Annotated in this window: 12 protein-coding genes; 9 read left to right on the forward strand and 3 right to left on the reverse strand. The window is 62.2% G+C overall.

All coding sequences use genetic code 11. From position 1 onward, the window contains the following. On the reverse strand, positions 1-140 hold a 140-nt coding region (locus tag DN387_RS15735), incomplete at its 3' end, for a transposase (RefSeq protein WP_254506137.1). Between the two features lie 122 nt (positions 141-262). Between DN387_RS15735 and DN387_RS15740 the strand changes: the two genes are divergently transcribed. Continuing rightward, positions 263-955 carry a hypothetical protein gene (locus DN387_RS15740; protein WP_236171705.1) on the forward strand — a complete coding sequence of 231 codons (693 nt, stop codon included), beginning with the start codon at positions 263-265 and terminating at the stop codon, positions 953-955. A 521-nt stretch (positions 956-1,476) separates the two neighbouring features. Then, entirely contained in the window at positions 1,477-2,514 is a 1,038-nt protein-coding gene (locus tag DN387_RS15745) for an ABC transporter substrate-binding protein (RefSeq protein ID WP_043863846.1), read from the forward strand. A gap of 63 nt (positions 2,515-2,577) precedes the next feature. Here DN387_RS15745 and DN387_RS15750 read toward each other — a convergent pair whose 3' ends face one another. Then, positions 2,578-3,192, reverse strand: coding sequence for a helix-turn-helix domain-containing protein (locus DN387_RS15750; RefSeq protein ID WP_054916367.1), 615 nt, complete (start codon positions 3,190-3,192; stop codon positions 2,578-2,580). Between the two features lie 181 nt (positions 3,193-3,373). Here DN387_RS15750 and DN387_RS15755 point away from each other — a divergent pair, with 181 nt between their 5' ends. The 5 genes from DN387_RS15755 to DN387_RS15775 all read left to right on the forward strand — a co-directional run bounded on the left by DN387_RS15755 (position 3,374) and on the right by DN387_RS15775 (position 9,551). Beyond that, positions 3,374-4,510 carry an FAD-binding oxidoreductase gene (locus tag DN387_RS15755; RefSeq protein WP_054916366.1) on the forward strand — a complete coding sequence of 379 codons (1,137 nt, stop codon included), beginning with the start codon at positions 3,374-3,376 and terminating at the stop codon, positions 4,508-4,510. Between the two features lie 28 nt (positions 4,511-4,538). Then, complete coding sequence (locus DN387_RS15760) at positions 4,539-4,919, forward strand: RidA family protein (RefSeq protein WP_054916365.1); 381 nt, start codon at positions 4,539-4,541, stop codon at positions 4,917-4,919. A 96-nt stretch (positions 4,920-5,015) separates the two neighbouring features. Next, positions 5,016-6,071 (forward strand): membrane protein, encoded by a 1,056-nt coding sequence (locus DN387_RS15765; protein WP_043863850.1) that lies wholly within the window; start codon positions 5,016-5,018, stop codon positions 6,069-6,071. Positions 6,072-6,189: 118 nt separating this feature from the next. Then, entirely contained in the window at positions 6,190-6,969 is a 780-nt protein-coding gene (locus DN387_RS15770) for a class I SAM-dependent methyltransferase (protein ID WP_043863851.1), read from the forward strand. 290 nt (positions 6,970-7,259) lie between these two features. After that, a complete protein-coding gene (locus DN387_RS15775; RefSeq protein ID WP_054916364.1) occupies positions 7,260-9,551 on the forward strand; it encodes an autotransporter outer membrane beta-barrel domain-containing protein in 2,292 nt (763 codons plus the stop codon). A 61-nt stretch (positions 9,552-9,612) separates the two neighbouring features. Here DN387_RS15775 and DN387_RS15780 read toward each other — a convergent pair whose 3' ends face one another. After that, positions 9,613-10,623, reverse strand: a complete 1,011-nt coding sequence (locus DN387_RS15780; protein ID WP_054916363.1) for an NAD(P)-dependent alcohol dehydrogenase — start codon at positions 10,621-10,623, stop codon at positions 9,613-9,615. Positions 10,624-10,764: 141 nt separating this feature from the next. On the opposite strand from DN387_RS15780, the gene DN387_RS15785 reads away from it, so the two are divergent. Then, a complete protein-coding gene (locus DN387_RS15785) occupies positions 10,765-11,265 on the forward strand; it encodes a sigma-70 family RNA polymerase sigma factor (protein ID WP_043863856.1) in 501 nt (166 codons plus the stop codon). Between the two features lies 1 nt (position 11,266). Next, on the forward strand, positions 11,267-12,214 hold the full coding sequence (locus tag DN387_RS15790; protein WP_054916362.1) for a FecR domain-containing protein: 948 nt from the start codon (positions 11,267-11,269) through the stop codon (positions 12,212-12,214). The last annotated feature ends 90 nt before the right edge of the window (positions 12,215-12,304 follow it).

Raw genomic sequence — 12,304 nt, forward strand, 5'->3', positions numbered from 1 at the left:
TGGTTGACCCATCGACGCAGGGCCGACTCCACCAGCCCAAGTGAACGGGCGGCATCGATATGGCTATAGCCTTGGTCGAGCACCAGGCTGGCAGCTTCGCGCTTGAATTCTGGGGTAAAGGTACGACGTTGCTTGGTCATCAGACACCTCTCTATGGCGAGCATTTTCGCCTAAATGGGTGTCCGGAATCATTAGACCACTACAGTTCCTCTACTACTACAGAGAAGCCAGGCTTGATCTCAGAACCTGCAATGGCCTCACCATGCGTGACGAGATAGCCAGGGCCCTGAGGGGCCAGAGGCTCTTCCAGTCCCGCATCCCTAGACATAAGGACCGATTCCTACTGCCAAACGAAAAGCTGGACTGGATCGAAGAGGATGAACGGCAGTACCGGTGGCTGATCCGCGAGATCGAACAGATGACTGACCGGCGCCTGCATCGCGGTCTAGTCCACCTCACTGGCAGGGATCGCCTCATCGCCATGATCGACCTTTGGGATGTCGATATTACCGAGAAGTTGTCCCAGGTCGATGACCTTCACCGGGACTGGCGTAGGCACAAGGCTAAGGACGTCGAGTTCGAGTGGTTTGCTGATAAGAAGGAGAGCGAAAGGCGCTGTGCTTGCGCCTGGGAATGGCTTGAGAAGAAGCATCTGTCACCGCTATCCAGGCAAGCGCCAATCAGCAACCACCAAGAGCTGTTGATGTTCTTCGACCAGGCTGATTTGGGCCGTTACGAACGGGCAGCGATGATTCGAGAGATCAAAAAGCGATGGAACCGTAAGCAGTTCGACGAACGCAGCGCAGATAAGAAGCAGGTCAACGTAATGCTCTCAAAAGCGGTGATCGCTCAGCTTGACGCGCTAGCTGAGACGCATGGCGTGAAACGCGCTCAAATCATTGAGAACCTGGTGAGGAGGGAGACTGACGCTGGCTTATACCTCGCCGATGTTTGAAACCGCTCCACCGACAAAGACCAAAAGGCCAGCCTCAAGGAGCACCACAGGATCCTGAGCTCAAATCCAGCCAGCCGGTATTCCAAAAGGTATTCCAGCCAGAAATCAAAACTGATTTTTATCAACTATTTCAATACATTATCCAATCATTTCAGATTACCCCGGCACATCAAAAATATAAAAGACCTCTTCAAACGTCTTCTTTAAGCCTGAAAATCGAATAAACACCAAAGCTCCATCCATAAAAAACCGAAGCCCCCCCACCTCCCCCATAGTTTAGTAAACCCCAATCCAAGAATCGAAAAAGTCAGCTTTTACCCTCCTTACCCCCATGAAACCTTAGGGCACCACAAAACCACCTTAGGAGAACACTGCGCTGCGTGGCGAGCCTTGCTGTTGGCTGTGCGGTTTGCCCTGCAGCGCATGGAACGAGAACCGGATGTCTCTCGTCTGGGAGGACCGATTGATCCCGGTGTCTCGAGTGATGTGCAATCACCCTTGAACAGTAGGAGATAACAATAATGATCAAAGCTCTGAAATTCGCAGCACTCGCAACGGGGATAGTCACTGCCAGTCACGGCCTCGCGGCCGACCTCACCATCGTCTCCTTCGGTGGCGCCAACAAGGAGGCCCAGGTAAAGGCCTTCTACAAGCCCTGGCAACAAGCCCGGGGCAGCAAGATCATTTCCGGCGAGTACAACGGCGAAATGGCAAAGGTCAAGGCCATGGTCGATACCCGCAGCGTGTCCTGGGATGCCGTGGAGGTGGAGTCCGCCGAGCTCGCCCGGGGCTGTGAAGAGGGCATGTTCGAGACGCTGGACCCAGCTCAGATCGGCCTCGATACCAAGCATTTCGTTCCCGGGGCCATCCAGCCCTGCGGCATAGGGTTTCTGGTGTACTCGACGGTGCTGGCCTACAACACCAGCAAGCTGAAGCAAGCCCCCACCGGCTGGAAGGATTTCTGGGATGTGGAGAAATTCCCGGGCAAGCGCGGCCTGCGCAAGCTGGCCAAATCGACTCTGGAATTCGCCCTGATCGCCGACGGGGTAGCGCACGCTGACGTCTACACGTTGCTGGCCACCAAGGCAGGCCAGGACCGCGCCTTCGCCAAGCTGGATGAGATCAAGCCGCATATCCAGTGGTGGGAAGCCGGCGCCCAGCCACCTCAGTATCTCGCCGCGGGGGATGTGGTGATGAGCTCGGTGTACAACGGCCGCCTCTCGGCCAAGCAGAAGAAAAAGTACGACCTGGACATTGTCTGGTCCGGCGGCCTCTACGAGTTCGATTCCTGGGCTATCCCGCGGGGCGCTTCACGCCAGGAGAAAACCCGCGAGTTCATTGCCTTCACACTCGACCCCGCGCAACAGAAAAGCTTCGCCGAACATATCGACTACGGCGCCGCCAACCTGCAGGCCATGCAACTGCTCGACAAGGACCGCATCGCCGAACTGCCCACCGCGCCAGCGAACCTTTCCCAGCAGGTGCCGGTAGACCCCCTGTTCTGGGCCGACCATGGCGAACAACTGGAGCAACGCTTCAACGCCTGGGCGTCGCGCTAACCCCCTGAACGGCCAGCCATGGGGCACTCCCCCCATGGCTTTCGGAACCTGCCGAGCACAAGGTCAGACCTCCGTCATCACCACCATCACCTCGGCGTCACTCCCCGCCTCGCCCTCAGCCAGGTAGATGTGCCCGATCGCGCTGTTGAAATACACCGTCTCCCGGCAACCAACGCTGACGGATTCACCCGTTTCGAACTGAATGCGCACACGGCCCGAAAGCACCACGGCAAACTCCTGCCCGGGGTGGCGAATGTAGTCTTCGAACTGGCTCATCTCACGCGCGCAGATGCGGGCATACATCGGCGTCATGTTGCGCCCGGGAAAATCCCCCGCCATCGGGTGGTACTCGTAGTTGCCCGTGCTGTAACCCGCCGCCGTATCGATGGCCGTGCTCACCACCGTGGGCTGTACCGCACCCACGCTCACCTTGGCCGGGCTGAACAGCTGGGCGATATCCACACCCAATGCCCGCGCTGCCGCCGCCAGCTTCTCGTAACTCACCGATACCTGCGCCAGCTCCATCTTCGACAGGGTCGACAGCGCCACGCCTGAACGCTCGGACAATTGCTTGAGCGTGAGCTTCTGGTTCTTGCGTATGACACGAAGACGGGCACCCACCTGGGCGCGATCTATCAAGGGGTGGGCCGGGGAACGCGAGACTGGATCGGAGCTCATGCAAACTTCTCTGCCATACGGAAACGATGCCTTGGGCCAAGCCGGGCAAGGGCCAAAAATAATACCTCAAGGTAATAGGTTGACTGGAAAATTCTCATATCTTACATTTCTCGTATCTGAGAATTACAAGAACAGCGGCGAAGACATTGCTTCTCCCACTCGGAACAGGAGGCACCTCGGTATGCACGACAGCGAATGTTTCGATTTCGCCATCATTGGCGGCGGTATAGCGGGGGCCTCTCTGGCCTATCGCCTGGCTGGGCAAGCCAGGGTCGTGGTGCTCGAGCGCGAGAGCCAGCCGGGCTATCACGCCACCGGCCGCTCCGCAGCCATGTTCATGGAAAGTTACGGAACACCGCAGATCCAGGCCTTGACCCGCGCCAGCCGCACTTTCTATGAGCAACCGCCCGCTGATTTCACCGAGCATGCGCTGCTGGAGCCTCGCGGTTGCCTGTATGTCGCAGGCCAGGGGCAACAGCCTCTGCTGGAACAGACCTTCGCTGCCGGTGCAGCACAGGCTGGCAATGTTTCGTTGATCGATACCGAGCATGCGCTCGCGTTGGTGCCGTGCCTGAACCCGGAGGCAATGGTTGGCGCGATGCTCGAAACCGATGCCCGCGATCTGGACGTGCATGCGCTGCACCAGGGCTTCTTGCGCGCCGCGCGCCGTGCCGGTGGTGTGCTGCAATGCGATGCGCAACTGAGCGTCGCCACGCGCGAAGGCGGTCACTGGCACCTGACCCTGGCCGACGGTCGCCAGTTGCGCGCGCGCACGCTGGTGAATGCCGCAGGCGCCTGGGCTGATGAGGTTGCGCAGCAGTGCGGCGTGAAGCCCATCGGCTTGCAGCCCTGCCGACGCACAGCCTTTACCTTCGACGGCCCCCAGGGCATGGATTTCTCGCGCTGGCCCACGGTGATCGGCATCGACGAAAGCTTCTACTTCAAGCCCGATGCCGGCCAGTTGCTGGGCTCCCCGGCCAACGCCGACCCCGTGCCGCCCCATGACGTGATGCCCGAAGAGCTGGACATCGCCACCGGCATCTACCACATCGAGGCCGCCACCTCTCTGACCATCCGCCGTCCGCGTCACAGTTGGGCCGGCCTGCGCTCGTTCGTCGCCGATGGCGACCTGGTGGTCGGCTGGGACAATCACCGCGAAGGCTTCTTCTGGCTCGCGGCACAGGGCGGCTATGGCATCCAGTCTGCGGCCGGCGTGTCGCAACTGGCCTGCGCCCAGTTGCTCGATCAGCCGCTGCCCCAAACACTGCTTCATCAAGGTGTCGAGCCACAGCGCCTGGCACCTGCCCGCTTGCGTTAATCATTCATCACCCACGAGGTTCAATGCCATGTCCGAACAACTGCAGCGTTACCCCAGCCATCTGCCCTACCCGTTCTCCAAGGCCATCCGTGTCGGCGATTTCCTGTTTCTCTCGGGGCAGGTACCAATGGACCCACAGGGCAACGTGGTGCTCGGGGATATCCGCGAGCAAACCGAGGCGGTCATGAGCCGTATCGGCGAAACCCTGACCGAGTGCGGTGTGGGGTTCGATCAGGTGGTCAAGGCCACGGTCTGGCTGACCGACATGCAACATTTCGCCGGTTTCAACGAGGTGTACAAGCGCTACTTCGTCAATGGTTTTCCGGTGCGCTCCACGGTCGGCGGCAGCCAGCTGGCACTGGGGGTCGACGTAGAGATCGAAGTCCAGGCCTGGGTCGGCGCCCGCTAGCACACCCTTGCCGCCTGCCACTGCGATGCCCCGGCATGGCCACGGAAAGTGGCCCGCCCCATAAGCCCTAACAACAATAATTCGAGGGAAATCGTCATGAAAGAGAGCCTGAAAATAGCCGGCGCGTTCGTCGGTGTGATTGTCGGCGCCGGGTTCGCTTCCGGTCGGGAACTGCTGCTGATGTTCGTCGATTTCGGCGTATGGGGATTGCTCGGGGCAGTGGTCAGCGCCTCACTGTTCATCTTTCTCGGCATGGCATTGGCAGGCATGGGCAGCCGCCTGCGGGCCAGCTCCCATAAAGACGTCGTGAACGCCCTGTGCGGACGCTACCTGGGTGCCTTCGTCGACCTGATGATCACCTTTTTCATGTTTGCGGTAACCGTGGTCATGCTGGCCGGTGGCGGTGCCCTGCTGGAGCAGCAGTTCGGCATCCCGGCCCTGTTCGGCAGCCTGGCGGTAACCGTGATCGTGGTCGCCATCGTGTGCCTGGATGTGCAGAAGGTGATTGGCATGATCGGCGCCGCCACCCCGCTGTTGATTCTCACGGCAGTAGCGGTGGCCCTGTATGGTGTGGCCACCCGAGGCCTGAGTTTCGGCGAGCTCGATCAACTGGCCAGCCAGCAGGACGCCGGCGCCAGCCATTGGCTGCTGGGGGCGCTGTTGTACGTGTCCTACAACATCGTGGCCGGGGTGCCCTTTCTGTCGATCATGGGCGGCACCGCAAAGACCGAGAAGCACGCCATCTGGGGTGGCATCTTCGGCGGCGCGTTGCTGGGGGTGCTGATGCTGGTGATGAGCCTGGGGCTGTTGTCGCGCCTGGACAGCGTGGCCGACCTGCCCATGCCCATGCTGTCCATCGCCACCGAGATTTCACCGGTGCTTGGCCTGGTGATGGCCGTGGTCATTTTCCTGATGATCCTCAACACCGCCGTTGGCACCCTGTACTCCTTTTCGGCGCGATTGCTGCCAGCGGGCACCCGCACATTCCGCATCGGCTCGGCGGCCGCTGGCGCCCTTGCGTTCGTTGGCAGCCTGGTCGGGTTCGTCAGCCTGGTGGGGCAGGTCTACCCGCTGTTCGGCTACCTGGGCTTCCTGCTGATTGGCGCGGTCGTGCTTGGCTGGCTACGCGTCGGCCGCCTGGCCCAGGCTTGAGCAATCGACAGTGACGCGCTGATCGGGCGCGTCACAAATTGCATCGAACCGGCCCTCTCGAAATCGATTGCCAGGCCGATATGCTTGGCAACCGAACTAGCAGCAGAGCAGGTCACCGATGAAAGTCTGCACAACCTACCGTGAAACCTTCTATCACGTACTCAACGCGGTGTTTACCGCCTATGGCAAGCAGCCGGTGGTGGCGGAACTGGGAGTGCTGCGCGGCGAAAACGCGATGAAGCTCTACCAGGCCCTGACCCCGGAAAAGATGGTGCTGATCGACAGCTGGAGCCCTGCCTCCAATGACGACTACAGCCCATTCGACCAGTTGCCGCCATGGGTCGAGCCGCCAGAGAAATACGCCTACTACTACGGCGGCCCGATGCATGAGCAGGCCACCTTCGACAACCTCTACCAGCAATGCCTGGACCGCTTCGCCGACAAGGACAACGTCACAGTCATCCGCGCCGACACCATCAGCGCCATCGACGCGATCCAACCGCGTACCGGCATCGAGACCTTCGACGTGGTGTACATCGATGCCAGCCACCAGTACGAATTCATCCTGCGTGACCTGATGTACTACCAGGAACTGGTCGGCCCGGATGGCTTCATCCTGCTCAACGACTGCTGCCACAGCCCCAACGGCACCAAGCAGAACCTGGGCGTGCTCGAAGCCTTGAGCAGCTTCATGAAGCGCTCCGACTTCATCCCGCTGGCCATGACCAACACCGACTGGTCGGACGTGATCCTGGTGCGCAAGAACTCGATCATGGTGCAACTGGTGGACATCGCCCTGACCAACTCCGACATTCCGTTCGTGGAGATCCCGCACCAGCTGATCTCTGCCGCCAAAGTCGTTTACGGCCAGCAGCGCATCAACATCAGCTTCGCCTGATTGCGGTTGCAAGACGTCCTGGCCTTCGCCAGGACGACACCGGTCGACCCCACACGACCCATTAAATTCCCGCCAATCTGCCTGTTTTCCCTACAGATGCAGGCTGATTCACATTTTTTCCGTGAAAAGCAGCCTACCCGGCTTTTGCTGCTGAATTGTCCTACAACCATCCTGTACAGTACCCAGCGCTTGATTCAGCACTCACTGACAAGCCGGCAGGGATGGCCGATACAGACGCAGCATGCGCTGGTTGTCCCGCGTCGGTTTCCGACCCTGGAAGGGACACCCTCTTGAATACTGCATCGCTGCGCCGCTCACTGCTGGCGCTTTCCATTGCCGCTGCTACAGCCACGGCCAATGCCTCGCCCGCTATCGACTTGAATCACGACCTCAGCTCCGGTGCCTACAGCAATAACGGCGATACCTTCAGCAGCGCTACCTTCAGCGGCACATCGCAGAACGCCGGCGTCGAGCTGATCGATGTCACCGTGCTGGGCAACCTGACCAACAGCGGCGCGATCAACCTCAGCGCGGCGAGTGCCACCGATATTCCCTCGGCCATTTCCCTCACCCTTGATTCCAGCATCGGCGGCAACCTGGTCAACCAGGGCAGCATCAACGTGACCGGCGAAGGCGCCATGGGCCTGGACCTGTACCTGGCCAAGATTGCCGGTGATGTGATCAACAGCGGCAGCATTGCCGTGACGGGCCAGAACGCCAACGGCATGATGATCACCTCCACCCAGTCGAGCATCATCAACAGCGGCACCATCACCGCGCGTGGCGCCGACTCGGCCGGTATCGAAGTCGAGAATGCCGTCTTCAGCGGGTCCATCACCCCGCCCTACAAAAGCAACATCAACAACAGCGGCACCATTTCGGCAGATGGCATCGGCATCCATCTGGTCAACCTGAGCGGCAGCAACCTGTTTTCGATCACCCAGACCGCCGGCCTGCTCGAAGGCGGCACTGCGGCGATTCTGGCCGAAGACAGCAACGCGCAGTCGTACTTCTACTGGTCCGGCGGCCAGGTAAAAGGCGATCTGCTGGGGCTGAGTGGCGTGCTGGTCAAAGGCGACGTGGCTTTCGACGGTTCGACCATCCGTGCCGGCTACGTGGACATCGACGGTGGCACCCTCACCCTGCTGGCGCCGCACACCACGCTGGACGGCGATCTCGACCTCGACAGCGACACCGCACGCCTGCGTCTGCTGCTGGACAACACGACCCTGCCCGATTCACCGATCCTCAAGGTAACCGGCAACACCTACTTCTCCGCAGGAAGCCAGATCGAGCTGCAAGCCCGCTCCGACGACTTCCGCACCCCGGCCCAGGGCACCCGCTACACCCTGCTGAACTCCGGCACCTGGGAAGAGGCGCAGAACCTGTCGGTGGTCTCGTCCTCGGCGCTGCTCGAAGTGAAAAACTTCGGCATCGAGGGCCAGGATGTGAAGGCGCTGGTCGCAACCCGCAGCGATGAAGCGATCGAGCAGAACCTGCTCGGCGCCCGTGCTTCGCGCAATGCGGTCAATGCCATACAACCGTTCAAGAACACCGTGATGGGCCAGCTCAGCGAAAGCGATCCGGTATTCCAGGCCTTCGCCAACGCCAGCAGCGATGCGCAACTGGCCAGTCTCGCCGAAACCCTGACCCCGGATGTCAGCCGCGGCGTGATCAATGCCGCCACCAGCAGCCAGACCCTGGTGGGCAACGCCGTCACCCGCCGCTCCAGCAATGCCCGCAACGGCCTGTCGTCCGGTGAAGGCCTGTCGGGCACTGGCGTATGGGTGCAGGCATTGTCCAGCGATGCCGATCAGGATCGTCGCCACGGTATCGACGGTTACGATGCCAACACCAACGGCATCGCCGTGGGCGCCGACGGCAAGCTCGACCCCGATACCACCGTGGGCCTGGCGTACAGCTACCTGACAAGCGACGTCAAATCCGACCGGGGCAACAAGACCGATGTCAGCGGCCATGCCCTGACCCTGTACGGCAACTGGACCCTCGACAACTACTTCGTCGACGCTTCGGTGATGTACGGCTGGAACGACAACGAGTCCAAACGCTACATCGCCGGCAGCCGCGCCAAGGCCGACTACGACAGCGAGATCTTCGGCGTCAACGCGCTGGCCGGCTACACCTTCCAGCTCGACCGCCAGGTAGTGCTCGAGCCGCAGATCGGCGCGCGCTACGCCAACGTCTCGATCGACTCGTACCGTGAAAAAGGCAGCTCGGCGGCGCTCAACGTCGGCAGCCAGCGTTACGAAATCGGCGAGATGGGCCTGGGCGCACGCCTGGCAGCCGCCTTCGACCTGGACGTGGGCAGCCTGGAGCCGGAAGCCAAGCTGATGGCCTGGCATGACTTCATCGGCGACAAGGCCGGCACCACCTCCACCTTCGTGCTGGGTGGCACGCCATTCACCACCCGCGGCGCCACCCCAGCGCGCGACAGCTACGAGCTTGGCCTGGGCGCAACCTACCGCGTCGGTGCCTGGAGCGTGGGCGGGTCGTACAACTACCTGACCAGCAGCGGCTTCGATGCCGACACCTTCACCGCCAACGTGCGCTACGACTTCTGACCTCAACCGCCAGACACGACAAAGCCCGCCAGAAGCGGGCTTTGTCGTGTCGGGGCGTGCCTCAGATATCCAGCACGATCTTGCCGAAATGCTGGTTGGTTTCCTGATAGCGGAACGCATCGGCGATCTGCTCCAGGCCAAAGTGCTTGTCGATCACCGGGCGAAGGCCGTTGGCGTCGATGGCACGCACCATGGCCTGCTGCTGGGCACGGCTACCCACCAGTACCCCCTGCAGGCGCAACTGGCGCACCAGCGCCTGCACCAGCGGCAACTGCCCCGCTACGCCGGTGAGGATACCGATCAACGAGATGTGCCCGCCAATGCGCGCGGCAATCATCGATTGCTCCAGCGTGGCTGGGCCGCCCACCTCGATCACATGGTCCACACCACGATTGTGGGTCAGGCTGCGCACCTGCTCGCCCCAGGCCGGAGTGGTGCGGTAGTTGATCAGGTGGTCGGCGCCCAGGGCCTTGAGGCGTTCGAGCTTGGCGTCGCTGGAGGAGGTGGCGATCACCGTGGCGCCCGCCAGCTTGGCGAACTGCAAGGCGAAGATCGATACCCCACCGGTGCCCTGCACCAGCACCGTGTCGCCTGGCTTGAGTGCGTCGTCGGCCATCAGTGCACGCCAGGCGGTCAAGCCCGCAGTGGTCAGCGTGGCCGCTTCGGCGTGGCTCCAACCTTTGGGCGCATGGGTAAACGAAGTGGCACGGCCCGTCACCTGCTCGCGGGCATAGCCGTCGATGCCATCGCCCGGCACCGTGGCAAAGCCTTCGATCAGCGGCGCGCCATCCAGCCAGTCGGGGAAGAAGGTGCTGACCACCGCATCACCGACAGCGAACTCGCTGACCCCGGCGCCCACGGCCACCACTTCACCGGCACCATCGGCCATCGGAATGCGCGGCTCGGCAGGCCCCCACATGCCGCTGACCACGGCAAAGTCGTGGTAGTTGAGCGAGTTGGCACGCAGGCGCACGGTGATCTCGCCCGCCTGCGGCGCCGGCGCTTCGCACGTGCCCACCTGCACCTTGTCATATCCGCCGCCGGGTTGAACGTAAATGGCCTTGTGGCTCATGGGAAGCGCCTCGCTCGTGTCTGTAAAGGGTCAACCAGTCTTCGCCCGTGCCTGACGCAGGTCAAGCACCAGCACTTGCACAATCCGCCGGCAAACCACAATAATGCGACTAATTATCAATTACTCAGTATCCTCCGCGCCATGCCCGCACCCGATCACGCTGCCCTGCACGCGCTCTACAGCGAACACAACGGTTGGTTGAAAAGCTGGCTGCGCGCGCGCCTGGGCAACGCCAGCGATGCCGCAGACCTTGCCCAGGACACCTTCATCCGGGTGCTGACCGCACGCAATGCCCAGACCATTCGTGAACCGCGCAGCTATCTGGGCGCCATCGCCCATGCGCTGATGGTCGACAAGTTTCGCCGCAAGGCCCTGGAACAGGCCTACCTCGCCGAACTGGCCACCCGCCCGGAGCGCGTCGTCGAGTCGCCCGAAACGCGCCTGCTGATTCTCGAAACCCTGGTGGCCGTCGATACCCTGCTCGACGGCATGGGCGAACGCACCCGGCAGATCTTCCTGGCGGTGCAGCTCGAGGGCCTGAGCTACGTGGCCACCGCCGAGCGCATGGGCGTGTCGGTGACCACGGTGAAAAAACACATGATTCGCGCCATGACCCACTGCCTGCTGCTGACGGACGACTGACATGGCCCAGCCCCTGGACTACTCAACCCTGGAGGCGGCGGCCAGCTGGTACGTCAAGCTCAATGCCGCGCAGCCCAGCGAGGCCCAGGTGCAGGCCTGGCGGGACTGGCTGGGCAAGAGCCAGGCCCATGCCCAGGCCTGGGCGCGGGTGGAAAAACTGCAGCGCCAGCTTGGCCGCCTGCCCGCCGACGTGGCCCTGCCGACCCTGGCCGGCGTACGCGCGCGACGCCGCGCCGTGCTCAAGACCCTGGCCCTGCTGATGGGCGTGGGCATCACCGGCTGGGCCGTGCGCGAAAGCGACACGGGCCGCGAGCTGATGGCCGGGCTGCGTACCGGCAAGGGCCAGCGCCGCCACGTGACACTGGCCGATGGTAGTCAACTGGAACTCAACACCGACACCGCGCTGGATATCGAATTCGACGGCCAGCAGCGCCTGCTGCGCCTGTACAGCGGCGAAATCATGGTGCAAACCGCCGCCGACGCCGCAGGCCGGCCCTTCCTGGTGCAAACCCCGGAAGGCCGCATCCGCGCCCTGGGCACCCGTTTCAGCGTGCACAGCGAGGGCGGCCTGAGCCGGGTCAGCGTACTGGAGCACGCCGTGGAGGTCCGCCCCGCCGATCAGCCCGGGCAAGTGCTGCGCCTGGACAGCGGGCAAAGCGTGAGCTTCGACGCGCATCAGCTCGGAGCGGTCGGTAGCGCGGCCCCCGGCACCGGTGCCTGGACCGACGGCATGCTGACCGTGATCGAGTGGCGCCTGGCCGACTTCATCAGCGAGCTGCGCCGCTACCGTCCCGGCCTGCTGCGCTGCGATGAGCGCATTGCCGACCTGCGCCTGTCCGGCGCCTTTCGCATCGACGATACCGACACCGTCCTGCAGAACCTGGGCACCTCGCTGCCGGTCAAGGTGCGCTACCTCACGCGGTACTGGGTGAGCGTCGAGCCGGTCTGAAAAAACATCGAAAACCGGGTTGCCGATTTTCATTCTCATTCGGCTACGCAGTTAAAGCGGAAAAAAAAGCCGCGACCCTGCCCAGCCAAT

Origin of the sequence: Pseudomonas sp. FBF18 (assembly GCF_024261405.1) — a bacterium.
Lineage (GTDB): Bacteria > Pseudomonadota > Gammaproteobacteria > Pseudomonadales > Pseudomonadaceae > Aquipseudomonas > Aquipseudomonas palmensis.